The following is a 24,242-nucleotide window of genomic DNA, read 5'->3' as shown; positions in this document are numbered from 1 at the left end:
CGTCTCCAAAGCCATCTGTTGTTTCAAGGGTTTCTTAGCTCTCTTTTGCTATTCACCTGAGGGAAACCTGCGGACGCCCCATGAACGAAATCGACCCAGCGCGCCGTTTTTCGCTAGACGCGGTGCGCAAATTCGACGCCCCTGCCGAGAACAATACGGCCGGCGGCATGAACGATGTTGCCCGCCAGGTCGCCTCGCAATACCGGCGCGATACGATGTCGCCGATCATGGTGAGCGGCGTCCTGCGCATGGTGGAATTCGCGCTGCTGTTGGTCTCAGGTCTTGCCGTCTATTTCTATTATGTCGGCTTTTTCAACTATCTTGCCTGGCAATACTCACTGACGATCGCCGCCACTTCGTTCCTCGCGGTCGTTCTGTTCGACGTCACCGACCGCTACCAGATCGTCGCGCTGATGCGGCCGATCGCCAATTTCGGCCGTCTCCTGCTGGTCTGGGCCGGAACATTCGCCTTGATGGCGCTCACCGCCTTCACCATGAAAATGTCGGAAGACTATTCGCGCCTGCTCTTCGGCACATGGTTCGTCGTCGGTTTCGTGCTGATCCTGGGTCTCCGACTGGTGATGTCGAAGCTGATCCGGCGCTGGGCGCGCGACGGGCGGATGGAGCGCCGCGCCGTCATCGTCGGCGGCGGCAAGGCGGCGGAGGTATTGATCCGCTCGGTCGAAAGGCAGCCCTACAACGACATCCGCATCTGCGGCATTTTCGACGACCGCGGCGACAAGCGGTCGCCGCCGGTTGTCGCCGGTTATCCCAAGCTCGGTACAATTTCCGAACTCATCGAATTTGCCCGCATCGCGCGCATCGACATGCTGATCGTATCGCTGCCGCTGACCGCCGAATCGCGCGTGCTGCAGTTATTGAAGAAGCTGTGGGTGCTGCCGGTCGACATCCGGCTATCGGCGCATTCGAACGCGCTGCAGTTCAGGCCGCGCGCCTATTCCTACATCGGCTCGGTGCCGATGCTCGATATCTTCGACAAGCCGATCAACGACTGGGATTCAGTCGCCAAGCGCGCCTTCGACATTGTCTTTTCGATCATCGGCATCATCGTGTTCTCGCCGGTGATGCTGGCGACCGCAATCGCGATCAAACTCGACAGCAAGGGGCCGGTGCTGTTCCATCAGAAGCGGCACGGCTTCAACAACGAGATCATCGACGTCTACAAGTTCCGTTCGATGTATACCGACAAGGCGGACCCGACGGCCAAACAGACCGTGACCAAGAACGATCCGCGCGTCACCCGCGTCGGCCGCTTCATCCGCAAGACCTCGATCGACGAACTGCCGCAGTTCTTCAATTCGCTGTTCGGTTCGCTGTCGCTGGTCGGGCCGCGCCCGCACGCCATTGCGGCGCAGTCGCACAACCTCCTCTACAATGAAGTGGTCGACGGCTATTTCGCCCGCCACAAGGTCAAACCCGGTGTGACCGGCTGGGCGCAGATCAATGGCTGGCGCGGCGAGATGGACACCAACGAGAAGATTCGCATGCGGACGGAATACGACCTCTATTATATCGAGAACTGGTCGCTCTTGTTCGACCTCAAAATCCTGTTCCTGACGCCGATCCGACTGCTCAACACGGAAAACGCATATTGAGCGCGACGGCCTATGAATTGCCGGCGGCGGCGGTCAACGCCAAGCTCATCGCACTGATTGCGTCGGGGGCGGTTTTCCTCGGCGTCTTCCTGTCCGGTTTCGTCATTGCCGAGCCGGCGCCATACGACCTGTATATGATCGGGCTGATCGTGGTGTGGCCCTTGTTCGGCCTGCGTATACAGCGCGCGGCGGTGCCACTTCTGGTGCTGCTGGTTATCATGAACATCGGCGGTATGATCTCGATGACGCAGATGTCGGACCTCGCCGGCACGCCGCTCTATCTCGCCGTCTCGCTGTTCCTGGCCCTAACCGCGGTTTTTTTCGCTTCGGTAACGGCCGTCCGGCCCAGTCTCTACCGGGTGATCTTCGTCGCCTATGTGGTGTCGGCAGTGCTGACTTCGCTGGTCGGCATAGCCGGCTATTTCCATGCCTTTCCAGGAGCCGAGATCTTCACCAAATACGACCGTGCCGCCGGCGCCTTCCAGGACCCGAACGTGTTCGGTCCGTTCCTGGTGCTGCCCGGCATCTACCTGCTCTACCTGCTGCTTACCGGCTCGGTCGCACGCATGCCGCGATTGGCGGTGCCGTTGCTGATAATCACCGCCGGCATCTTCTTTTCCTTTTCGCGCGGCGCCTGGGGCATGTTCGCCGTTTCGGCGATCCTGCTGACCGGTGCCTTGTTCCTGCAGAGCGCCAGCGGCAAGTTCAGGCTGCGCGTCGTCGTCATGACCATCGCCGCCGTCGGACTGCTGGTCATCGCAATGATCGTCATCCTGCAACTGCCAGGCGTCGCCGAGATGTTCTCGAACCGCGCACAGCTCGAACAAAGCTACGACACCGCCCGGCTCGGCCGCTTCGCCCGCTATACGATCGGCTTTCAGATGGCACTGGAGCATCCGTTCGGCATCGGCCCGCTCGTCTTCGGCAAGATGTTCGGCGAGGACACGCACGACATCTGGCTGAAGATGCTGATGGATTACGGCTGGCTCGGCTTCGTGTCGTTCCTGACGCTGACGTGCTGGACGATCGCCGCCGGCTTCCGCATTCTGCTGCGCGACCGGCCGTGGCAGCCTTATCTTCTATGCGCCTACGTCGCCTTCATCGGCAATATCGGGCTCGGCACCTTCATCGACATCGACCACTGGCGCCATGTCTACCTGCTGCTTGGCTTGATCTGGGGTGCCATCGCGCTCGAATACCGCCACCAGTGGCAGCTGCGGGCGGCGCAGCGACCGGCAATCCCCGTCGCGGTTGCTTCAGGCAGGACAGCAACCGAATTCGGTTGACCGGACCCGGTCTATCACGATACATCGCGACCGGTCCGGAGTGTAGCGCAGCCCGGTAGCGCACTTGACTGGGGGTCAAGGGGTCGTCGGTTCGAATCCGGCCACTCCGACCATTAAAATCCAAAGGCTTAGCCAGTTTTCCCCCAAACTGGCTGTACAGACATAGCCGCACTGCAGCCAGCGCAACATACGCAGGCGCGTGATCTCATCGAGGAAACCGATCACGCATCACTCGTGCGCGAGGCACGGAGGCTGGCGTCTAGCCAGAAGCCCACCGAGAAACCGCGCGGTAATGGCTAGGTAAGCTTTGCTGCGTACGCCAACCTTTATCGTGAGCCCGTATTCCAGCTTCAATAAGAAAAGGTCCCGCCGCACATGCCAGAACGGCGGGACTCGATCAGGCGCCTTGCATCAGGCAGGGGTGACTCGGGGGTTGGGCATGCCCGGTGCGCGCGGATCGAAGTGAACCCTAGGCGCATCAGCTGCAATGCGTCCACCAACCGTCGGTTGGAAAGAACTAATCCCGACGGCTGGCCTGGCCTGAACAGGCGCGCGCTCAAGGCTCAGTTTCTTCCCGGGGAGGAGCTTTTTGGTCAGGACAATCAGGATAGGGCAATTCTTCACACGGAGAAGGCCTGTCGCCAACGCTGCGATAATGTTCCGCGAGTTTTGCGAAACCGTAGGCGAAGGCGAAAAGAAGCGCGAGGACAACCGCTATTCGGACGGCCATACCGTATTGTAGCAGGATCCTCCCATTGGAGCGCGCGGCGTTTTGGTACGTTTGAATGTTGAGTTCGAAAAAGGTTGGCTGTAGTTGAATTGCCGTCGTCCGCAGTTGTAAGGGCGAGCGGACGCTTCGAAGATGCCACGCGCTTTCGCCCTTTCCGGGAGAGATGCAATGTCGCTTCAAGGGGTTGCCTGTCCTGCCGATCTGACCATGTTGACCAAGGCACTCGATGCCCGATGCCGTGAACTAGGCCTCGCTGATGGAGATCCAGGCAGAGAACTGCTCGGCCGCAGGGTGATGGATTTATTTGAAAGTGGTCAGCTCAGCGCCGAAGATTTGAGACTGGCTCTGAGCGGCGAGATCTTTAACGCCAAAAATCCTCCGGCCGGAGCCAGTGGGCTTTGATACGGCAAGCGGCTATCCGCGCAACCATTTGAATTGCTGGCCCAGCGTCGGCTTCCGCGTGCGCAGGAGCGCGTGTGAACAAATGTGATTTTGCGGTCGGTGCCAGACGGGCTAACTTTACCCATCGAACGAAAGAGGAGAATGATCATGAAGACATTCCTCGCAATAGCCGCGGCACTGACCATGTCCATATCAGCTGCCTCTGCGGATTGCCCCGCGCATTCCAAGGTCCAGGCATCGGTCGACACGCAGACGAAGACAGCAAGCGTCGAGAAGGCCGATATGTCGACTGTCACGGACGCTCAGACGATCAAAAAAGAAGAGCCACAGAAGACCGAGTAGCGGTAACGCTCAGCGGATCCCACGACCCGGATAAATGGCTACTGGCACACATCCACCCACTCGGCGTCGACGAGTTCGGCCAGTCGTTGCGGGCTGAGCCGTACGGCGGCATTCGTCGCGCCTGCCGCCGGGACGACCTCGTCAAAGGCGCGCAGCGAGATGTCGCAGTAGACCGGGAGCGGCGCCGGTAGGCCGAACGGGCACACCCCACCGACGGGATGATCGGTCGCGGCGAGCACCTGCTCGGCGTCCAGCATTCGCGCCTTGCCACCAAACCGATCCTTGAATTTGCGATTGTCCAGCCTGGAGATCCCGCTGGCCACGATCAGCATCGTCTGGTCGCCGGCGCGCAAGCAGATCGTCTTGGCAATCTGCGCCGGCGCTACGCCATGCGCTTCGGCGGCCAAAGGCACCGTCGCCGAGCTTGCCTCCGTGACGATGACATCAATGTCGGGCGCGTGTGCGGCGAAGAAGGCGCGAACGGATTCGAGGCTCATCTCCAGCAATTTCCGTCTGGCGTCGCCGTGACGGCCGGCAAGTCCACTACGTGGCCGAAAAAACGAAGCCCGCCAGGGCGACCCATGGCGAGCTCGTGGAATAAAAGCATGGCACGCCGCTACGACACGGATCGCCTTTTGGCAGACAACACGACTTCGTCAAACAGAGCGCTTTCCGGAAGTTGAAGCGCGGAGGCAATACGCCGACGTTTCGAGGGATCGGCATCCTTGCCGCTTTCAATGTCGGCAATCTCATAGGCTGCCAGCCCGCACGCCAGGGACAGCTCTTCGATGCTGTATCCACGGGCTTCCCGGGCGGTTCGGACGGCACTGCGTTCAGGCGTAACCGCGCTCGCCGCGAGTTCGGAGTAAGGTTCGCGTTTTGCTATTTGGGGCATTGGCAACTCCGTGGGATGAAAGAGTTAGATCAAATCATGTTGTTGCCTGAGACGATCGGGAGAATGCCCGCTCGCCGGTGATTTGCCAAGCATCAAAGATAGCGTCACGGCATCGTGAACCGACGCCGGAATGAATGGCGGATGCCGGCGCGCCGACATCTGGCCGGATCGTCAGCAGACACAGTTCGGAAACAAAATTCTACAGGCCGGAAAAACTGCCGAAAAACTCCAAGGCGATAGTCCCAACCGCAGCGCTCGAGTCACCGACCTGAATCAGTGACGCTCAAATTCCGGCTGCGCAAAAAGGAAACGATGTCATGAAGAAGCCTCTTCTCTCCGCCCTTGGACTTGCAATCGCACTTGCCCTCTCGATGCCGATCATCGGCGCAAGCAGCGCGAATGCAACGACGATGCACACCACCGTCAAGAAGCATCACCGCCATCACTACCATCACCGCGTCCACCACTACCGCCACCATCACAAGAAGGTTGTCGCGAAGAAGTACTGAAAACACCCTCGGGCGAACAACCCGCAATCAGGCGTTCTGGTGCTTGATCAAGGGCGGCGCGCTTGCCGGGCTTTCCGTGTCGGCGAAAAATGGCGGCGGTCCGCTGACCACCGCCATTTGCTTATCTCAACGTGCCGATCTTGAACGCGCTCGCGGTGCTTGTTGCTGCCGGCCGCCGAGGAACAGACTGGCGACGAGCCCGACCAGAACCAGCCCGACAGCGGCCGCCGTCGCCGGGTGATCTCGGGCGGTCTTCTCGATCGCCCGGCCTTGCCTTCTGATTGCCGGCAAGGCGTCGCCGAGGCGCTCAGTGATATCCGAATAATAATCCGACGCGGTATCGCGCCCGTCTTCGTAAAAGGCGCCGCCCCGCTTTAACACGGCTTTCTTCAAGGTGGCCAGTTCCCTGGTCAGGGCCGCGACCTGTTTGTCCAGATCGGTGTCGGAGATGCTCGAAAGCGATGCCATGACGTGCTTCCTTCATCTGTAGAAGGAAGCCTAACGCATGACCCTGAAGACCGTTCCGGTCAGCCCGGCGGGCTCTAGCGAACCTGATCGAGCAGGCGCTTGCATTCCAGGAGGTCGAACAGCGCCTCCTGCAGCAATGCGCGATTGTCACGGGAAAGTTTTGACGTGTCCGGCGGAACCGGACCTTCCTCGTCGGTCTTGCCTATACCGAAAAAACGACGGCTGGGTTTCACCCTCGGCTGGCCAACCAGCATTTCGTCGTCCGGGCCGCGCGGCTGCGCCGCTTGCGTCAGCGGTACCGTGTCGGCCTGTCGGCGCTGCGAGATCGCCTCGACCGCCGCCATGTCGCCACTGCCGACGGCGATCAGAAACTGGTTGCCGTTCTCGCGCAACAGCTTCTGCACGCCCTTGATCGTATAGCCCTGGTCGTAGAGCATATGACGAATACCCTTGATCAGTTCTACGTCCTGCGGACGGTAGTAGCGGCGGCCGCCGCCGCGCTTCATCGGCTTGATCTGGTTGAAACGCGTCTCCCAGAAGCGCAGCACGTGCTGCGGCAAATCCAGATCCTCCGCGACCTCGCTGATGGTGCGGAAAGCATCAGGGCTCTTGTCCATGGGCGAATCCTCACGCTAGAGCATGATCGCGAAAGGCGGGAACCGGGTTCGGGCGACATCACGCTTAACAAGGAGAGCAGCTTTCCGTCCCGCCGGAACGGATCACACCCAAATACCGATCCGGCGTACCGAATCGCATCTTATTTCAGCGGTTTATGAAACAATATTCAAGCCCGGCGCAAAAGCAGGGTTCGCTTTTCAACCGAAGCCTGGAGCATGATTCTTGGCAAAGGGGGATTGGGCGGCTACTTGCTGCCCTTGGCTTTGCTGTTTTGATGGGAGCGCAGGATACGATTCTTCAGCACGTTCGACGACTTGAAGGTCATCACCCGGCGCGGCAGGATCGGCACTTCCTCACCGGTCTTGGGATTGCGCCCGATGCGCTCGTTTTTGGAGCGCACGTGGAAGGTCGCGAAGGACGACAGCTTCACCGTCTCGCCGCGAACGATCGCCTCGCAGATCTCATTCAGCACCGCCTCGACAAGCTCGGCCGATTCAGTACGCGACAGCCCAACCTTGCGGTAAACGGCTTCGGCGAGGTCGGCGCGCGTAAGTGTCTTTCCCCCCATACGAACCGTCCCATCAGCTCAAAAACATAAATCGATACAAGCAACGGCAGAACCTAAGTAATTGATCCGTCAAGGTCAAGGGACCCGAACCCGATAGTTCGGCACTTACCAGCGGAGCAGGACGGCACCCCAGGTGAAGCCGCCGCCCATCGCCTCGAGCAGTACCAGGTCACCCTTTTTGATGCGACCGTCGGCGACGGCTGCGGACAGTGCCAGCGGCACGGAAGCCGCCGAGGTATTACCGTGCAAATCGACGGTCACCACCACCTTCCGCTCCTCTATCCCGAGCTTTTTGGCCGAAGCGTCAATAATTCGTTTATTGGCTTGATGCGGCACGAACCAGTCGAGATCGGCGGCGCCGATGCCGGCCTGTGCGAACGTCGCCTCGATGACGTCGGTGATCATGCCGACCGCATGCTTGAACACTTCGCGGCCTTCCATCCTGAGGTGCCCGACCGTTCCGGTGGTCGACGGCCCACCGTCGACAAAAAGCTTGTCCTTGTGGATGCCGTCGGAGCGCAGGCTGGCCGCCAGAACGCCTCGGTCGGCGATGCCGCCTGCCCCCGTGCCTGCTTCCAGCACCATCGCGCCGGCGCCGTCGCCGAACAAAACGCAGGTCGAGCGGTCGTTCCAGTCGAGAATACGCGAAAATGTTTCCGAGCCGATCACCAGTACCCGTCTGGCCAAGCCGCCGCGGATATAGAGGTCGGCGGTCGTCACTGCATAGACGAAGCCGGAGCAGACCGCCTGCAGGTCGAAGGCAAAACCGTGGTGCATGCCGAGCCGGTTCTGGATCTCGACCGCGGTCGCGGGAAAGGTGTTGTTGGGCGTCGAGGTCGCCAGCACGATCAGGTCGATGTCGTCAGCCGTCAGGCCGGCGCTGTCGAGGGCTGCGCGCGCTGCCGCCTCGCCCAGCGAGGCCGTCGTCTCGTCGTCGGCCGCAATGTGGCGCTGGCGAATGCCGGTGCGCTGGACGATCCACTCGTCCGACGTCTCGACCATGCCTTCGAAATCGGCATTCTTCATAATGCGGCGGGGCAGCGCGGCGCCCGTGCCGCGCACGACTGATCTGATCAATGCTCTTTCCTATTCCTTTGCGTCGATGACGACGTCGGATTTCCGGATTGTCTGGGCATTCGGATTGCGGGCATGGAACAGGTCGAGATCGGCTTCGATGCGGTCAAGCAGATTGTTGCGCACCATGTCGTAGCCAAGCTCGATCGCCGCCGCGAAGCCATCCGAATCAGCCCCGCCATGGCTTTTCACCACGATGCCGTTCAATCCGAGGAAGACGCCGCCATTGGAGCGGCCGACATCCATCTTCTCGCGCAGGCGATCGAAGGCGGTCTTGGCGAAGATATAGCCGATCCTGGCCATCAGCGTCCGGTTCATCGCCGCGCGCAGATAGCCGGCGATCTGCCTGACGGTGCCTTCCGCCGTCTTCAGCGCGATGTTGCCGGCAAATCCTTCGGTAACGACGACGTCGACACTGCCCTTGCCGATGTCGTCACCCTCGACAAAGCCGTGGTAGTTCATCGAGGCCATGTTGGCCTCGCGCAACATACGACCCGCCTCCTTGACCTCTTCCTGGCCCTTGATCTCCTCGACGCCGACATTGAGCAGGCCGACGCTCGGCCGTTCGATGCCGAAAACCGAGCGCGCCATGCCGGTGCCCAGAATGGCAAAATCAACCAGTTGATGCGCATCCGCGCCAATGGTGGCGCCGACGTCCAGCACCACGCTCTCGCCGCGCAATGTCGGCCAGAGCGCCGCGATTGCCGGGCGATCGATGGTCGCCATGGTGCGAAGGCAGAATCTGGACATTGCCATCAGCGCGCCGGTATTGCCGGCCGAGATGCAGGCGTCGGCAGTGCCTGCCTTGACCGCCTCGACGGCCTTCCACATCGATGACTTCCAGCGGCCATGGCGCAGCGCCTGGCTCGGCTTGTCGTCCATCCGCACTGCGATCTCGCAGTGGATGAACTCGCTCACTTCCGCTAGCTTGGGGAATTTCGCGAGTTCGGGCCGTACCACTTCTTCGCGCCCATAAATGACGAAGCGTATATCCGGACGGCGGGTGGCGACAGTCATGAGCGCCGGGATGACCACGCTTGGCCCGTGATCGCCGCCCATGGCATCGATGGAAATCCTGATCACGCGGTGTTCATCTCACGGTTGCTTGGCCAGCGGGCTTGCCAAGGTGCGGGGCTCGCGAAGGTTCGGCGAAAATAACGGTTTTGGGCTGCCGCACAACCAACTTTTCTCAAATTGGGTCAGCTATCAGGATTTTCCCAACAGTGATCTGAGCTTTTGCTGGAATTCATTCTCCACAGGCTCGGCATCGCCGGCGGCCTCCAGCGATACACCCGGCTTGCGCGGATATGGATCGATCGCCAAGCCAAAGAACTGCTCGGCAAGCGCCCCGACGTCGATCGCATCGCCGGAAAAGGTTTCCGGGCTGTCCGGGCCTTCGACGTCGAGCAGGATCTCACCGCCGCCGTCGAAACCTTGCCGCCCGAGCTTGGATTGCTCCGGCAGGAACAGCGCTTCGACCGCCTCATCGATATGCGCCTCGACCGGGTCGAGGGTGACGATACAGGCCTGCGTTATATCGGCCTCGACATGGCCGCTGACTTTCACCCCGTTGCGCTTCCAGGGCTCGACCAGGAGTTCGGCGCGATAGTTCTCGACCGAAAGCAGCTCGTGCTCGACGGCCAGCAGGGCGCGCTGCCCAGCGTCGGCATCGATGACCACCGGCAGCCCCTTTTGCGGCAGCCGGGCGACATTTGCCAGGAATGACACTGGGCTGTGGGTATCAGGGTGTTTCATCTTCGCCTCCACTTCGCCACCTTCATCGGCCTGCCGTCGCTCAAGCGTTGGCCACGGGAAATGCCACCGTTCCGGAAACGATTGATTCGGTCGGCTGTTCCGCGAGTTGCCTTGATGCATCGGCGGCATAGAGTGCCAGTTGCGACGCTTGCGGCCAGGCGCCGGCATCCGGCCTGACATTGCGGGCAAGGGCGGCGGCGAGTGCATCATGGTCATTTCGTTGCAGCGCATCATCATAGGCGGCGGTACGGCCATAGAACATCTTCGCCAGTTTCCGCATTCGCTTCGGCACGCCGACGTCGCCAATGCCCAATTCACGCAACGAATGTTCGACATCCATGAAGAACTCGTCGATCAGCACCTGCGCAACCTCTGCCGCAGCACCGCCCTCGCCGCGCAACCGGTGCTGGAACAGGAACATGTGCAACGACAGCATCTCGAAGCGGCCGAGCGGCGTGTCCGGCACGTTCCAGGCGGAATAAAACACCGTTTGCCGCGCCGCCGCCACGATTTGTGCGTAAAGCGCCTCGGTGATGGCGCGGTTGGCATGTCTTTCGCGGCCAAAGAGGCGCTGGAACATTTGAGGGTGGTCTCCCGGGACCGTTTGTTGAAGTGGCCTTGTTGCATCGGCAAGCAAGCTGGTTTACCGGTTTTGCGGCCCAGCGCAAGTTGCGGCCAGCTTATGGAGTTGTAGTTGCGCGCGCTGAAATTCAAGTCGACTTTCCTGCCCAGGCCCGGCGGTGCGGTTTCGCTGCTGGTGATCGCTGCGGCGCTTTCCGCCTGCAATTCGTCTAAGATGATCGGCGATCTCAATCCGAGCGAGACGCTGACGCAAGGCTACGTCATCGACCAGCAGGCGATCGACCTGGTGCCGGTCGGCTCAAGCCGCGAACAGGTGCTGCTGGCGCTCGGCACTCCCTCGACGAAGGCGACCTTCGATAACGAGGCCTTTTATTACATTTCTCAGACGCGCAAGCGCTATGTCGCCTTCGACAAGCCGCGGCTGGTCGACCAGCATGTGCTGGCGGTCTATTTTGGCGATGACGGGCGCGTCACCCAGATCGCCAATTACGGCTTGAAGGACGGCAAGGTGTTCGACTTCATCTCGCGCACCACGCCGACCGGCGGCAAGGACCAGAACTTCCTCAGCCAGATCATCAGTGGCGCCAGCAAGCTGGCGCCTGGTGTTCCCGGCGCCAGCGGCGGCAGCACGCTCGGCGGCTCCTGATCCACCCGAGGGTGTCGGCTTCCTTCCGTTCCTTTCGCTTCCCTGTAAGCGGCATATCTCAGGCAATGAAAAACCCGCGGGAGCGATCCCGCGGGTTTTTGTCTTAAGGCCATAGCGACCGAGCTTAGCCGTGCGCGAGAACGGCCAGCAACAGCAGCGCGACGATGTTGGTGATCTTGATCGCCGGGTTGACCGCTGGGCCGGCAGTATCCTTGTAGGGATCGCCGACCGTGTCGCCGGTCACCGAAGCCTTGTGCGCTTCGGAGCCCTTGAGGTGCTTGAGGCCGTCCTTGTCGACGAAACCATCTTCGAACGACTTCTTGGCGTTGTCCCAGGCGCCGCCGCCGGAGGTCATCGAGATGGCGACGAACAGGCCGTTGACGATGACGCCGAGCAGCGAGGCGCCAAGCGCGGCAAAGGCGGATGCCTTCGAACCGGAGATCAGGAGGACGCCGAAATAGACCACCAGCGGCGCCAGCACCGGCAGCAATGACGGAACGATCATCTCCCGGATCGCTGCCTTGGTCAGAAGGTCGACGGCGCGCGCATAGTTCGGCTTCGAGGTGCCGGCCATGATGCCCGGATCCTCCCGGAACTGCTTGCGCACCTCCTGGACGATAGCACCCGCGGCGCGGCCGACGGCGGTCATGGCGATGCCGCCGAACAGATACGGGATCAGGCCACCGAAGATCAGGCCGGCGACGACGTAAGGATTGGAGAGATCGAAGGAGACGTCGCCCATACCCTGGAAGTAGGGGTATTTGTCGCCATTGGCGGCAAAGAACTTCAGGTCGTTAGAGTAGGCCGCGAACAGCACCAGCGCGCCGAGGCCAGCCGAACCGATGGCGTAGCCCTTGGTTACCGCCTTGGTGGTGTTGCCGACAGCGTCGAGCGCGTCGGTTGACTGGCGCACTTCCTTGGGTAGGCCGGCCATTTCGGCAATGCCGCCGGCATTGTCGGTGACCGGGCCGAAGGCATCGAGCGCGACGATCATGCCGGCGAGGCCAAGCATCGTCGTCACCGCGATCGCCGTGCCGTAGAGGCCGGCGAGCTGGTATGTCGAGATGATGCCGCCGACGATGACGATCGCCGGCAACGCCGTCGCTTCCAGCGAGACCGCGAGGCCCTGGATGACATTGGTGCCGTGACCGGTGACCGAGGCCTGGGCGATGGAGTTCACCGGACGCTTGTTGGTGCCGGTATAATATTCGGTGATCACCACGATGAGTCCGGTCACCGCAAGGCCGACAAGGCCGCAGATGAACAGGTTCGTGCCGGTGATGGTCATGCCGGCGACGGTGCCGATCTCACCCCAGCCGATGCATGCCGAGGTGGCCACGGCAAGGCCGACAATTGACAGCAGGCCGGTGACGATCAGGCCCTTATAGAGCGCACCCATGATTGAGCCGCTGGAACCGAGCTTGACGAAGAAAGTGCCGACGATCGAGGTGAGAATGCAGGCGCCGCAGATGGCCAGCGGATAGAGCATGGCCGCGCCGAGAACGTCGGTGCCACCGAAGAAGATGGCGGCGAGGACCATGGTGGCGACCACGGTCACCGCATAGGTCTCGAACAGGTCGGCGGCCATGCCGGCGCAATCGCCGACATTGTCGCCGACGTTGTCGGCAATGGTGGCCGGATTGCGTGGATCGTCCTCGGGAATGCCGGCTTCAACCTTGCCGACAAGATCGCCGCCGACGTCGGCGCCTTTTGTGAAGATGCCGCCGCCGAGACGGGCGAAGATCGAGATCAGCGAGGCGCCGAAGCCGAGCGAAACAAGCGAGTCGATGACGACGCGATCGTTTGGCTGCAGACCCATGAACTGGGTCAGGATCAGGTAGTAGATCGAGACGCCGAGCAGGGCCAGGCCAGCAACCAGCATGCCAGTGATGGCGCCCGACTTGAAGGCGATCTCGAGACCGGCAGCGAGGCTGTTGGAAGCCGCCTGCGCGGTGCGCACATTGGCGCGCACCGAGACGTGCATGCCGATGAAGCCAGCGGCACCCGATAGAACGGCGCCGATCAGGAAGCCGATGGCCGCGGTGATCGAAAGCAGCCACCAGGCAAGCAGCAGGACCACGACGCCGACGATGGCGATGGTGGTGTACTGGCGCGCCAGATAAGCCTGAGCGCCTTCGCGGATGGCCGCGGAAATTTCCTGCATGCGTGCATTGCCCTGATCGGCCGCGAGGACCGAACGTGTCGCCCAGATGGCGTAAAGGACTGAAAGCAGACCGCAGGCGATGACAGCTGAAATTATGGTCATTGCCGAATTTTCCTCGATTGGTGGCCCAAAAGAACCCCTCCCCGGGCCGTTGAGACAGGGGACGAATTTTCCGCAACCGGAATCCGTCCCTTCGCAGCGGCTTATGCGAAACAGGGCTCGGAACGTCAAGATATTGTTCCGTTCCTGTCCGGCTTTCGCCCAAAAGATCCCGGGTTTCGCCCAAAAGGCTGGACGGCAGCGCCTGTCGACACTGCCATCCGGTTAGATCGGTTGAAATCGGCGAACAGTGGTCAGGCTTTACGCGGGTCGCCGTCCGGCTGGACGACGAAGACCAGCACCAGCAGCATGGTGATGTAGAATTTGAACGCCGCCTCCTGACCATTCCAAGTCGAAGACTGCCACATGGCGAACCACTCGCCGCCAACGACCATGAAGCCGAAATACCAAACGAAGAAGCCCATTGTGGCGGCAATGATGGCGAACTTCTTGGCATCGTTGAAAGCCTGTCCGCTGGCGTTGCGCGCCTGCCAGAGTTGCCAGGCGGCGATTAGGTAAAGCAGGCAGGTCAGCGCCTCGCCAATGATGATCAGCCAGTAGCCAGCCGTCCACAGCGACGGGTTGGTGATCGAGCGGTACATCAGTGCATTGCCGGGAAAGGTCGTGTCCATGCTCAGCACATGCTGGACAAAGGCGAAGTTTGAGCCGTAATCGGTGATGTTGCCGAAGGCGACGAGGAAGGCGAAAGCCGCCAGACACAAACACATGACGATCTTGGAGAAACGCGCGGTCATGGCAAGAACTCCTGCTGAAAGATCGGGGCATCGCACTCATCAATCACCGAGTCCCGAAGATCGCGCAACGGGTGGGCCAGTGATCATCGTGCTCACAGCCATTGCGAGACATTATGCCGGCAAGCAAGACATTGCCGAGACTGTCGAAGCCCTCGATCTCGACAGTGATTGCGCGGTGGGCGACTTGGTCTCTGTGGTTAGAGCCGACACACAGCACGACTTCGCCATCATCCGCCGCCGCTGGATCACCGGCGAGACGAGCACAACGCTGGAACTGACGCTCGATCATCCAGCGCGTTCAACGGGCCACTGAAAGAAACGAACTTCGCCCCGAGAGGTTACTCGGCCTCGCGTCCCATGCGCCGAGCCGTGTAGCGCTCGACCGCTGACAGCCCGTCATAGATCAGCACGGCAAGGGCGGCGACGATCAGGCCACCCTGCAGGATGAAGGCGAGGTTGTTGGACAGCAGGCCTGCGATGATCACCTCGCCCAGTGTCCTCGCCGCTACCGTCGAGCCGATGGTCGCGGTGGCGAGGCTGATCACCACCGACAGCCGGATACCACCGAGAATGATCGGCGCGGTGAGCGGCAGCTCGACCTTGACCAGTCTTTGCCAACCGGTCATGCCGGCGCCACGCGCCGCCTCGACTACGTTGGCCGGCAGCGTCGTCAGGCCGGTCAGCGCATTCTCGAAGATCGGCAGCAGTCCGTAGAGAAACAGCGCAATCAGCGTCGGCTTTTCGCCAAAGCCGACGGCCGGCACGGCAAGCGCCAGCACCGCAACCGGCGGAAAGGTCTGGCCGATATTGACCAGGCTGCGCGACAGCGGCAGGAATTCGGCGCCGGCTGGCCTGGTGACCAGAATGGCGAGCGCGACCGCAACGACCGTCGCGGCAACGGTCGCGATCAGCACGGTCCGCAGATGCAGCAGCGTCAACGTCAAAAGGCTGCCCTGATTGTAGATTACCGGCGCGTTGTTCTCTGTCAGCGGCTTCAGCAGCGGTTCGAACCAGCCGGGATTGGTGACGAAGGCAATAAGCACCACCACCAGGGCAAGCCTGAGCAGCGAGGGAAGCCAGGCTTTCATGCCGGCCTCGCCGCGCGCTTAACCAGCCCGTCCACAGTGACGCGGCCAAGCGGCTTGCCGTCGGTATCCTTCACCGGAAGTGCCGGGCGGCCCGACCACAGGAGTTCGGCGAGCGCGTCGCGTTGGCTGGCGTCACCGGGGATCGCCTCGCCTTCGGCCGTGCCTTTTTCCACCGCGTCGCGCACCCGGCCAAGCGACAACAGCCGGAACGGTTTTTCACTGGCGCCAACCAGGGTCTCGACAAACGCGCTGGCCGGTTTCGCCAGTATCTCGGCCGGCGCGGCATATTGCACTACTTTGCCGCCATCCATCACCGCGATCTTGTCGCCCATGTGAACGGCCTCTTCCATGTCATGGGTGACGAGGATGATGGTGGTGCCGAAGCGTTTCTGGATCGCCAGCAGATCCTCCTGCGCCTTGTTGCGGATGATCGGATCGAGCGCGCCGAACGGCTCATCCATCAACAGCACGTTGGGTTCCGCGGCAAGCGCCCGGGCGACGCCGACGCGCTGCTGCTGACCGCCGGAAAGCTCATGCGGATAGCGTGGCCCGTAGGCTTGCGGGTCGAGCTGGTATAGCGTCATCAGCTCGTCGACGCGGGCCTTGATGCGGTTGGCGTCCCAGCCGAGCAATACCGGCACAGTGGCGATGTTCTGCGCCACCGTGCGATGCGGAAACAGCCCGTGGCCCTGGATGGCATAGCCGATGCTGCGACGCAGCTCATAATCCGGGACCGAGCGGTTGTCGACGCCATCGAGCTTGATCATGCCCGATGTCGGCTCGACCAGCCGGTTTATCATGCGAAGCAGCGTCGTCTTGCCGGAGCCGGAGGTGCCGACGATGACGGCGATGCTGCGCGGCTCGATTACTATCGACACGTCGTCGACGACTGTCGTCTCGCCGTAGCGCTTGGTGATGCCTTCGATCTCGATCATGCCGTTTCAACCCTGCGCTTGCTGGCGCTCATTTCGATCACTGCATCGAGGATGATGGCAGCGGCGAAGGCCAGCACCACCGTCGGAACAGCACCGAGCAGCACCAGGTCCATCGCCGTCTGGCCGACCCCCTGGAATACGAACACGCCAAAGCCGCCGCCGCCGATCAACGCGGCAATTGTGGCGAGGCCGATATTCTGCACCAGCACGATGCGGATGCCGGTGAGGATCACCGGGAAAGCCAGCGGAAACTCGACGCCGAACAGCCGCTGGCGGTCGGTCATGCCCATGCCGCGCGCTGCGTCGTTGGCGGCACGCGTCACACCGGCAAGGCCGACCACGGTGTTGGCCACTACCGGCAGCAGTGAATAGAGGAACAGGGCGACGAAAGCCGGCGCTGTGCCGATGCCGCGGATGCCGAGCGCGGCAGCACCCGGCACATGCGAAGCTACCCAGCCGAGCGGTGCGATTAAGAGGCCGAACAGCGCGATCGAAGGAATGGTCTGGATGATGTTCAGCACGTTGAGCACGCCGGCCCGCAATTTCTCGACGCGATGGCAGAGGATGCCGAGCGGCAGGCCGATAATCACCGCTGCCGCCAGCGAACCCAGCGCCAGCGTCACATGCTTGGAGCCTTCCGCCCAAAAACTATCGGAGCGATTGAAATATTCCTTGAGGATCGACAGGCTGTTCCAGCTTCCCGAGACGAGCAGCAGCCCGATCGCCGCGGCGGCGACAACAAGCACGCCGATCCGTGCCTGCGGCGACAGGTTCAGCCGCGTAAGCACGTCGGCGAGCAGAAGCGTGAAGGCGAAGATAAGCAGCCAAAAGCCCGAAGCCGGCGAGATACGGGCGAAGGTGTTGCCGGCAGGTGTCAGGAAACTGCCGGCGACGCCGATCAGCAGCGCCAGCGCCGCAAGCGCAACCACACTGGCGGCGAGGCGCAGAACAAGCGGCGTTTTCAGCAGCGCAATGAGCGCCGCTGCGACGACAATCGCCATCAACAGCGGACCGACCGTCGCAGGCAAAGATTCGAGGATCGAGCGCGACTCGCCGGGTACGATGCGATTGGCGCGGAACGTGGCGAATGGTGCCGCAAAAGCCGCATAGGCTGATATCGCCGCGATGACCACGCCGAGCTTGTCGAACCGGATGCGCACGCCCTCCCCCATCGGCCGATCCGGCGCACCTCGAAAGCGGAGCGCCGGAATCGCCTTACTTCAGGAAGCCGTTCTTTTTCAAAAAGTCCTCGGCGACGCCCTTGACCGGCTCGCCGCCGACCTGCACGCGGCCGTTCAACTCCTGCAACGTGACGAGATCGAGCTTGGCGAACACCGGCTTCAGCAGCGTCTCGATTTCGGGATGCTCCTTCAGCACCGCCTCGCGGATGATCGGCGCCGGCTGGTAGACCGGCTGCACACCCTTGTCGTCCCCAAGCACGACGAGGCCGGAGGGCGCGATGCCGCCGTCGGTGCCGTAGACCATGGCGGCGTTGGCGCCGTTGGTCTGGTTGGCCGCAGCGGCAATGGTGGCCGCCGTGTCGCCGCCCGACAGCGTGATCAACTGGTCCGGCTTCAGCGTGAAGCCATAGGTCTTCTGGAAAGCGGGCAGCGCGGCCGCCGAATTGACGAACTCGGCGGAGGCCGCCAGCACCACCTTGCCGCCGCCCGAGACATATTTGCCGAAGTCGGAAAGGGTGACGAGCTTATTGGTATCGGCGACCTCCTTGCGCAGGGCGATCGCCCAGGTGTTGTTGGCCGGTGACGGTGACAGCCAGACGATCTTGTTGGCGTCGTAGTCGAGCTTCTTGGCAGTCTCGTAGGCCTTGGCGGCGTCTTTCCACACCGGATCGTCGGCCTTCTCGAAGAAGAAGGCGGCGTTGCCGGTGTATTCCGGATAGATGTCTATCTCGCCGGCTGTAATCGCCTTGCGTACCACGGGCGTGCCGCCGAGTTGGATGCGGTCGGTGGTCTGGATATTATTGGCGTTCAGCACCAGCTGGATGATATTGCCGAGCACACCGCCCTCGGTGTCGATCTTCGACGACACCACCACCTGGGCACTCGCCGAGGCCAACGCAATTCCGAGCGCTAGTACAGCGCCGGCCAGAATCTTGATTGAAAACATCTCACAAATCCCTTGCTGTGAACCGGAATACGGCTGCCGCATATGAGCATGGCTTCGATGCCCCGTCGGGGTACACGGTTTCATAAGAGGGGGGATGGGCGCAATAATTTTGTTCGGATGTGAGTGAATCCGCTGCCGCGACGTCCCGACAGGGTGACGTCAGTTGGCCGCGCGCAGGCCCGTCATCTTCAACACGCCCAGTGCCACGAAGCACAGCGCGACGACCGGGAAAATCATCCAGTTCAGCATCTCCCAGCCCCAGGCATTGTAGACCGCCCCCGACATCAGTGAGGCGAAGGCGACGGAGCCGAACAGGACGAAATCGTGGAACCCCTGGACCTTGCCTTTTTCGGATGACTGGTAGCTGTCGGCCACCATGGCGGTGGCACCGATGAAGCTGAAGTTCCAGCCAAGGCCGAGCAGGATCAGCGCCGTCCAGAACTGCCACAGTGCCAACCCTGACAGCGCCACTATGGCGCAGCCAATCAGCAGCACCAGGCCGATGGCCACGATCCGCTCAGCGCCGAAGCGATAGATCAGCGACCCCGTGAAGAAGCTCGGCGCGAACATCGCCATGACGTGCCAGGAAATGCCGAGCGTGGCGTCGTCGGTCGAAAGGCCGCAGCCGACCATGGCCAGCGGCGCGCCGGTCATCACGAAGCTCATCAGTGCGTAGCTGCCGATGGCGCAAAACAACGCCGCGACGAAGCGTGGCCTGGTGACAATTTCCGAGAGCGGCCGGGCGTCGCTGTCGGAAATTTCCACCTTGTCGGTTGCCTTGGCCGGGATGCGCAACAAAGAGAGAATGGCGGCGCCGACCGCCGCCAGCACCAGGATGGACGCAAACGAGCCGGCAAACTTCACCGGCGAGAACAGATCGCCGGTGAAGATGACGATCTGCGGTCCAAGGATGGCGGTGACGATGCCGCCGGCCAGCACGAAGGAGATGGCGCGCGCCTTGAATTCAGGCGGCGCATTGTCGGCGGCGGCAAAGCGGAACTGCTGGACGAAAGCGCCCCCGATGCCGATCACGGCCAAGCCGAAAGCGAATAGCCAGAAGCTGGGATGAAACAGCGCCAGCGTGGCGACCAGCCCGCCAAGCGCCGTGACCGCTGTGCCGGTCATGAAGCCGTCGCGCTGGCCGAGCCGGCGGATGATCGCCGCGGCCGGCAGGGAACCGAGCGCCACGCCGACATTGAAACCGGTGATCGGCGCGGTTGCCAGCGACTTGTCAGCATCGAGCAGGTACTGCCCGGCCAATCCGCCCATGGAAATGGCGATGGGTGCGGCCGAGCCGATGATCGCCTGCGAGGCTGCGAGGATGAAGGCGGTGCGACGCGCTTCCTTGCCCGCCCCAACGGCGACGATAGCAGTCATGAGGCGTCCTTGCCGCGGCCCTCGCCACGCACCCGGCGCGACACGCGATCAAGCACCGCATTGACCAGTTTCGGCTCGTCTTCCTCGTAAAATGCCTTGGCGATGTCGACATATTCGGAGACGATGACCGCCACCGGCACGTCCTCGCGCTGCATCAACTCGTAGACGCCGGCGCGCAATATGGCGCGCAACGTGGAATCGAGCCTCGACAGAGGCCAGTCCTCGGTCAGCGCCTGTCGAATGACTGGATCGATGGTCTTCTGGTGCTCGACAACGCCGGCAAGAATGGCACGAAACCATTGCGCATCGGCTTCGCGATAGAGCGCGCCGTCGACTTCCTTGCCGAGCCTGAACGCCTCGTATTCGGCGGTGATCTCAAACACACCGCTGCCGGCGACGTCCATCTGGTAGAGCGCCTGCACGGCGGCCAGACGGGCAGCACCGCGCTTGTTGGCATGGCGAACCGCAGGCTGGCCGGGCGAAGCGGGTTCGCTCACGTTCGCTCTCCCAGCTGTTCCTTTAGAGCGATCATGGTCAGCGCCGCACGCGCCGCAAAGCCGCCCTTGTCGCCTTCCGAACGCCTGGCCCGTGTCCAGGCCTGTTCGTCGTTTTCGGTGGTCAGGATGCCGTTGCCGATGCAGACCGCATCCTGCACGGACAGGTCCATCAGGGCACGGCTGGATTCATTGGCGACGATATCGAAATGATAGGTGTCGCCGCGGACCACCGTGCCGAGGGCGACGAAGCCGTCATAGTTCGTCCCGCCTTCGGAGGCACCGTCGAGCGCGAAGGAAATCACCGCCGGGATTTCGAGCGAGCCCGGAACAGTGACGACGTCGTATGTCGCGCCCGCTTCCTCGAGGGCCTTTGTCGCGCCTTCGAGCAACGCGTCGGCAAGGTCGTCGTGAAAGCGCGCCTCGATGACAAGAAGGTGGGCCTTCTTCTTCGGACGGATGAACGCTTTGCCGTGTTGGGATGTGCCTGCCATAGATGTCTCCGGGGATCGCCGGTGACTTAGGCCGAAGCCGGTTTGATCGCAAGCGGAAGATTGCCGAAGGAACTTTCAAGGCCAACTCGGCGGCGGTCGCATCAGGGAATGGGCTTTATGGACGAGCGCCTCAAAGCCCCTCCTTCGCCGCCTCCACCAGTCGCGCCGCGTAGCGGGCCATGGTGTCGATCTCAAGGTTGACGCGATCGCCGACCTGGCGTTCGCCCCAGGTGGTGACGGTCAGCGAATGGTGGATCAACAGCACGTCGAAGCGGGTGCCCTCGACCTTGTTGACGGTGAGCGAAGTGCCGTCGAGCGCGACGGAACCCTTGGGGGCGATGAATTTGGCAAGCTCGCGCGGTGCTTCCAGGGTGAAGCGAACGGCGTCGCCCTCTTCCTTACGCGCCACGATCTCGGCCATGCCGTCGACGTGGCCGGACACTATATGGCCGCCAAGCTCGTCGCCGATCTTCAGAGCCCGCTCCAGGTTGATGCGCGTGCCTGATTTCCAGCCCATCGCGGTCGTCAGCCTGAGGGCCTCTTCCCAGGCCTCGACCTCGAACCAACGTGCGTTGGCGCCATCTTCCGGCAATCCCGTTACCGTCAGGCAGACGCCGCCGCAGGAAATCGAGGCGCCGATGGCAATGGTCTGCGGATCGTAAGCGGTGTCGATACGCAAACCGACGCCTTCCCTGAGCGGCTTCACGGCAGCGACAGTGCCGACATCGGTGACGATTCCAGTGAACATTAGTTTGGCCCCGTGAACATCAGTTCGGTCCTAGATGTCTCTTATCCATTCCGCATATGTATCTTCGCCGAAACGCATGTTGCGCAATTTGCGAAATCCCGGCGGGATATTGTTGGCATCGATCGGCGATACAATGCCGCCCTCGCCGATCGCGCCCGGCCCCTGAAACAGCACGATACGATCGACCAGTTGTTCGTCGAGGAACGCCTTGGCCACCCTCGCGCCGCCCTCGACCAGGACGCTTGCCATGCCGAGCGCCGCCAGGTCCTCGAGCAGTTCCGGCAGCGCAATATCGCCTTCATAGGTCTCAGTACCGATGAAGCGAACGCCGGCGCGTTCGAGCGCGGCGCGCCGGTGCGGATCGGCCTCGGCGCAGGCAGCGACATAGAGCGGCACACGGTCGACGCCGGCGACCAGTTTCGAAGTCTCGGGTAGCCTGATCTGACGGTCGAGTACGATGCGCGCCGGCGAACGGCTCTCCAGTCCCGGAAGCCGAACCGTCAGCGCCGGATCGTCCTCCAATGCGGTGCCGATGCCGATCAATATGCCATCGGCTTCGGCGCGCATCAGATAGACTTCGCGCCGCGCAATATCGCCGGTGATGGAGACCTGTCCCTCGCCTTTCACGCCGATCTTGTTGTCGCTCGAAAGCGCAAGTTTCAGGATCACTTCCGGGCGTTTTTTCAGAGATCGAATTAAATAGCCGGCCATCTGCTCCGCGGCCTCGGCCGCCAACACTTTTTCCACCACTTCGACGCCGGCGGCACGCAAGATTGCATAGCCCTTGCCGGAAACACGCGGGTCCGGATCGCTGGCAGCGCCGACCACACGCGCCACGCCGGCACTGACCAGCGCATTGGCGCAAGGCGGCGTGCGGCCGTGATGGGCGCAGGGCTCCAGCGTTACATAGGCGGTGGCGCCGCGCGCCAGTTCGCCGGCCTCTGCCAAAGCCTCGGTCTCGGCATGCGGCCGGCCGCCGACGGCGGTGACGCCGCTGCCGACGATCCTCGGCCCGTCGCCGTCATCGCGCACGATCAGCGTGCCGACGGAAGGGTTGGTCGAGGTCCGCCCGGCATTCTTGCGCGACAGCCTGAGGGCTGCCGCCATATAGCGGCGATCGACGACCTCTTGCTCAGCCGTGCTGCGTTCGGACCCTGCCATGCTCAGCTGGCGTCCTCTTCGCTCTTCAGCTCTTCGCCCCTGGGCTCGTCGGTTTTGAGCTCGTCGCCTTTGAGTTCGCCCAACACGTCGTGGAAATCCTTGGCCTCGCGGAAATTGCGGTAGACGGAGGCAAAGCGCACATAGGCGACATCATCGAGCGACTTAAGCGCCTCCATGACCAGCCGGCCGACTTCCCCCGAGGCCACCTCGGTCTCGCCCGAGCTTTCGAGCTGGCGCACGATGCCGGTCACCGCGCGGTCGATGCGCTCCGGGTCGACGTTGCGCTTGCGTACCGCAATCTCGACCGAGCGCAGCAGCTTGTCGCGGTCGAACGGCACCTTGCGTCCCGACTTCTTCACCACGACGAGGTCGCGCAGTTGTACCCGCTCGAAAGTGGTGAAGCGGCCGCCGCAATCCGGGCAGACGCGCCGCCTGCGGATCGCTGCACCGTCTTCGGCAGGGCGCGAATCCTTCACCTGCGTATCTTCGGACTGACAGTAGGGACAGCGCATGGAGAGCCTTCGGTTCGCGATTCTCGTAGTGCGAACGGCTTAGAGGTTTTTGCCACGATGGCAAAGTATGGCCGATGACCGATCGCGCCTCAGAGATAGCGAGGCGCGAGGAAAATTGCGAGAGCGGCAATCAGTTGACAGCGGTCCGCCAATCAGGGCGCGACGTCGCCGGTCGGGAAGCCGCAAGACGTGCCGAGATAGCGATAGGCCTTGGTGAAGCCGTCCATCGATATGGTCGCGACCGGCTTGTCGGCGAAGCTGACATCGAGGGCGCTGGTGCGGCGCATGGCGCGCAGTACCGCGAGCGTGGTCTCGGACTTGTTGTCTATCATCCACTGTCCGTCGGCGATGAGACGAAAACCGGCCTTGATCTTGTCGTTGACGTCCCGGAACACCACCGGGATGTTATCGCCCTTGGGCAAGTCACTGTTTCTCACGGCGATGATAAGGCTCGGATAACCATCGGGTGGCAATACGTCGCCATTCGAGATGGCCAGCGTGAGGGTGCCACTGGTGCCGTTAGCGTCGAAAAAGACCGTCGAGGCGGCGCAGGTCTTGCGCACATCCTCGCCGGTGTTGACCTCGTCCACCGTGGTGGACCAACTGCCGAAGGTCTCTGTCTTGGGTGCTGCCGGGGTCGGCTCGGTCTGCGCAAAGGCCGCGCCGAGTAGCGGCGAGGTGGCTAAGGTGAGCAAGGCAGCGCCAACACTGGCGAAACGGAAAATTCGCATCATCATCAAGCGTCTCCGAGATGCAGCCGTGCCCAGTTGATCGGCGCCGTCACAGTTGGGGGAACG

At 62.2% G+C, this 24,242-nt stretch carries 29 protein-coding genes and 1 tRNA gene; 8 read left to right on the top strand and 22 right to left on the bottom strand.

The annotated features are described in order from the left end of the window. The first annotated feature begins 80 nt into the window (after positions 1–80). The 5 genes from NKJ55_RS07415 (at position 81) to NKJ55_RS07395 (ending at position 4,376) form a co-directional block, all read left to right on the top strand. On the top strand, positions 81–1,616 hold the full coding sequence (locus NKJ55_RS07415; RefSeq protein WP_352449322.1) for an undecaprenyl-phosphate glucose phosphotransferase: 1,536 nt from the start codon (positions 81–83) through the stop codon (positions 1,614–1,616). Further along, the gene (locus NKJ55_RS07410) at positions 1,613–2,902 is read left to right on the top strand and encodes an O-antigen ligase family protein (protein WP_352449321.1); all 1,290 of its coding nucleotides are present in this window, start codon (positions 1,613–1,615) and stop codon (positions 2,900–2,902) included. The genes NKJ55_RS07415 and NKJ55_RS07410 overlap by 4 nt, the downstream gene beginning before the upstream one ends. Before the next feature lie 36 nt (positions 2,903–2,938). Further along, positions 2,939–3,015 (top strand) — tRNA-Pro (locus NKJ55_RS07405). A gap of 785 nt (positions 3,016–3,800) precedes the next feature. After that, entirely contained in the window at positions 3,801–4,034 is a 234-nt protein-coding gene (locus tag NKJ55_RS07400) for a hypothetical protein (protein ID WP_352449320.1), read from the top strand. A 147-nt stretch (positions 4,035–4,181) separates the two neighbouring features. Beyond that, positions 4,182–4,376 (top strand): hypothetical protein, encoded by a 195-nt coding sequence (locus NKJ55_RS07395; RefSeq protein ID WP_023674517.1) that lies wholly within the window; start codon positions 4,182–4,184, stop codon positions 4,374–4,376. 38 nt (positions 4,377–4,414) lie between these two features. Here the strand turns inward: NKJ55_RS07395 and NKJ55_RS07390 are convergent, their stop codons facing one another. Beyond that, the gene (locus NKJ55_RS07390; RefSeq protein ID WP_352449319.1) at positions 4,415–4,873 is read right to left on the bottom strand and encodes a YbaK/EbsC family protein; all 459 of its coding nucleotides are present in this window, start codon (positions 4,871–4,873) and stop codon (positions 4,415–4,417) included. A 119-nt stretch (positions 4,874–4,992) separates the two neighbouring features. Then, positions 4,993–5,271, bottom strand: a complete 279-nt coding sequence (locus NKJ55_RS07385) for a helix-turn-helix domain-containing protein (protein ID WP_352449318.1) — start codon at positions 5,269–5,271, stop codon at positions 4,993–4,995. 317 nt (positions 5,272–5,588) lie between these two features. Between NKJ55_RS07385 and NKJ55_RS07380 the strand changes: the two genes are divergently transcribed. Beyond that, the gene (locus NKJ55_RS07380; protein ID WP_023674514.1) at positions 5,589–5,780 is read left to right on the top strand and encodes a hypothetical protein; all 192 of its coding nucleotides are present in this window, start codon (positions 5,589–5,591) and stop codon (positions 5,778–5,780) included. 126 nt (positions 5,781–5,906) lie between these two features. Here the strand turns inward: NKJ55_RS07380 and NKJ55_RS07375 are convergent, their stop codons facing one another. The 7 genes from NKJ55_RS07375 to NKJ55_RS07345 form a co-directional block, all read right to left on the bottom strand. Continuing rightward, the gene (locus tag NKJ55_RS07375; RefSeq protein WP_023674512.1) at positions 5,907–6,248 is read right to left on the bottom strand and encodes a hypothetical protein; all 342 of its coding nucleotides are present in this window, start codon (positions 6,246–6,248) and stop codon (positions 5,907–5,909) included. A 74-nt stretch (positions 6,249–6,322) separates the two neighbouring features. Then, positions 6,323–6,865: a MerR family transcriptional regulator gene (locus tag NKJ55_RS07370; protein WP_023674511.1), complete on the bottom strand. Its 543-nt coding sequence runs from the start codon at positions 6,863–6,865 to the stop codon at positions 6,323–6,325. A 245-nt stretch (positions 6,866–7,110) separates the two neighbouring features. Continuing rightward, positions 7,111–7,434: an integration host factor subunit alpha gene (locus tag NKJ55_RS07365; RefSeq protein ID WP_023717292.1), complete on the bottom strand. Its 324-nt coding sequence runs from the start codon at positions 7,432–7,434 to the stop codon at positions 7,111–7,113. A gap of 105 nt (positions 7,435–7,539) precedes the next feature. Continuing rightward, a complete protein-coding gene (locus tag NKJ55_RS07360; protein WP_023674509.1) occupies positions 7,540–8,511 on the bottom strand; it encodes a beta-ketoacyl-ACP synthase III in 972 nt (323 codons plus the stop codon). A gap of 9 nt (positions 8,512–8,520) precedes the next feature. Next, on the bottom strand, positions 8,521–9,591 hold the full coding sequence (gene plsX / locus NKJ55_RS07355) for a phosphate acyltransferase PlsX (RefSeq protein ID WP_352449317.1): 1,071 nt from the start codon (positions 9,589–9,591) through the stop codon (positions 8,521–8,523). A 123-nt stretch (positions 9,592–9,714) separates the two neighbouring features. Then, the gene (locus tag NKJ55_RS07350; protein WP_352449316.1) at positions 9,715–10,263 is read right to left on the bottom strand and encodes a YceD family protein; all 549 of its coding nucleotides are present in this window, start codon (positions 10,261–10,263) and stop codon (positions 9,715–9,717) included. Between the two features lie 40 nt (positions 10,264–10,303). Continuing rightward, positions 10,304–10,843, bottom strand: coding sequence for a ubiquinol-cytochrome C chaperone family protein (locus NKJ55_RS07345; RefSeq protein WP_023674506.1), 540 nt, complete (start codon positions 10,841–10,843; stop codon positions 10,304–10,306). Between the two features lie 114 nt (positions 10,844–10,957). Between NKJ55_RS07345 and NKJ55_RS07340 the strand changes: the two genes are divergently transcribed. Further along, positions 10,958–11,491, top strand: coding sequence for an outer membrane protein assembly factor BamE (locus tag NKJ55_RS07340; RefSeq protein ID WP_352449315.1), 534 nt, complete (start codon positions 10,958–10,960; stop codon positions 11,489–11,491). A 124-nt stretch (positions 11,492–11,615) separates the two neighbouring features. Here NKJ55_RS07340 and NKJ55_RS07335 read toward each other — a convergent pair whose 3' ends face one another. Further along, positions 11,616–13,757: a sodium-translocating pyrophosphatase gene (locus NKJ55_RS07335; protein ID WP_352449314.1), complete on the bottom strand. Its 2,142-nt coding sequence runs from the start codon at positions 13,755–13,757 to the stop codon at positions 11,616–11,618. 251 nt (positions 13,758–14,008) lie between these two features. After that, positions 14,009–14,509, bottom strand: a complete 501-nt coding sequence (locus NKJ55_RS07330) for a DUF2165 family protein (RefSeq protein WP_352449313.1) — start codon at positions 14,507–14,509, stop codon at positions 14,009–14,011. 79 nt (positions 14,510–14,588) lie between these two features. On the opposite strand from NKJ55_RS07330, the gene NKJ55_RS07325 reads away from it, so the two are divergent. Next, on the top strand, positions 14,589–14,822 hold the full coding sequence (locus NKJ55_RS07325) for a hypothetical protein (protein ID WP_352449312.1): 234 nt from the start codon (positions 14,589–14,591) through the stop codon (positions 14,820–14,822). 25 nt (positions 14,823–14,847) lie between these two features. Here the strand turns inward: NKJ55_RS07325 and NKJ55_RS07320 are convergent, their stop codons facing one another. From NKJ55_RS07320 to NKJ55_RS07270, 11 genes are all read right to left on the bottom strand, one after another. Then, positions 14,848–15,597 (bottom strand): ABC transporter permease, encoded by a 750-nt coding sequence (locus tag NKJ55_RS07320; RefSeq protein WP_352449311.1) that lies wholly within the window; start codon positions 15,595–15,597, stop codon positions 14,848–14,850. Beyond that, positions 15,594–16,532, bottom strand: coding sequence for an ABC transporter ATP-binding protein (locus tag NKJ55_RS07315; protein ID WP_352449310.1), 939 nt, complete (start codon positions 16,530–16,532; stop codon positions 15,594–15,596). The genes NKJ55_RS07320 and NKJ55_RS07315 overlap by 4 nt, the downstream gene beginning before the upstream one ends. Next, positions 16,529–17,704: an ABC transporter permease gene (locus tag NKJ55_RS07310; RefSeq protein WP_352449309.1), complete on the bottom strand. Its 1,176-nt coding sequence runs from the start codon at positions 17,702–17,704 to the stop codon at positions 16,529–16,531. The genes NKJ55_RS07315 and NKJ55_RS07310 overlap by 4 nt, the downstream gene beginning before the upstream one ends. A gap of 43 nt (positions 17,705–17,747) precedes the next feature. Beyond that, positions 17,748–18,659 (bottom strand): glycine betaine ABC transporter substrate-binding protein OsmF, encoded by a 912-nt coding sequence (gene osmF, locus NKJ55_RS07305; protein WP_352449308.1) that lies wholly within the window; start codon positions 18,657–18,659, stop codon positions 17,748–17,750. Between the two features lie 159 nt (positions 18,660–18,818). Next, a complete protein-coding gene (locus NKJ55_RS07300; RefSeq protein WP_352449307.1) occupies positions 18,819–20,036 on the bottom strand; it encodes an MFS transporter in 1,218 nt (405 codons plus the stop codon). Continuing rightward, positions 20,033–20,533: a transcription antitermination factor NusB gene (nusB, locus tag NKJ55_RS07295; RefSeq protein WP_352449306.1), complete on the bottom strand. Its 501-nt coding sequence runs from the start codon at positions 20,531–20,533 to the stop codon at positions 20,033–20,035. The genes NKJ55_RS07300 and nusB overlap by 4 nt, the downstream gene beginning before the upstream one ends. Then, positions 20,530–21,024, bottom strand: coding sequence for a 6,7-dimethyl-8-ribityllumazine synthase (ribH, locus tag NKJ55_RS07290; RefSeq protein WP_352449305.1), 495 nt, complete (start codon positions 21,022–21,024; stop codon positions 20,530–20,532). Before ribH ends, nusB begins: the two co-directional genes overlap by 4 nt. Before the next feature lie 130 nt (positions 21,025–21,154). Then, positions 21,155–21,772, bottom strand: a complete 618-nt coding sequence (locus NKJ55_RS07285) for a riboflavin synthase (protein WP_352449304.1) — start codon at positions 21,770–21,772, stop codon at positions 21,155–21,157. 30 nt (positions 21,773–21,802) lie between these two features. Next, complete coding sequence (gene ribD / locus NKJ55_RS07280) at positions 21,803–22,933, bottom strand: bifunctional diaminohydroxyphosphoribosylaminopyrimidine deaminase/5-amino-6-(5-phosphoribosylamino)uracil reductase RibD (protein ID WP_352449303.1); 1,131 nt, start codon at positions 22,931–22,933, stop codon at positions 21,803–21,805. Positions 22,934–22,935: 2 nt separating this feature from the next. After that, positions 22,936–23,445, bottom strand: coding sequence for a transcriptional regulator NrdR (gene nrdR, locus NKJ55_RS07275; protein WP_023674492.1), 510 nt, complete (start codon positions 23,443–23,445; stop codon positions 22,936–22,938). A 152-nt stretch (positions 23,446–23,597) separates the two neighbouring features. After that, positions 23,598–24,176 (bottom strand): invasion associated locus B family protein, encoded by a 579-nt coding sequence (locus NKJ55_RS07270; RefSeq protein ID WP_502898579.1) that lies wholly within the window; start codon positions 24,174–24,176, stop codon positions 23,598–23,600. Positions 24,177–24,242 lie beyond the last annotated feature (66 nt).

This window comes from Mesorhizobium sp. M0106 (assembly GCF_040322715.1).
GTDB lineage: Bacteria > Pseudomonadota > Alphaproteobacteria > Rhizobiales > Rhizobiaceae > Mesorhizobium.
This window is presented reverse-complemented; position numbering and strand designations above follow the sequence as displayed.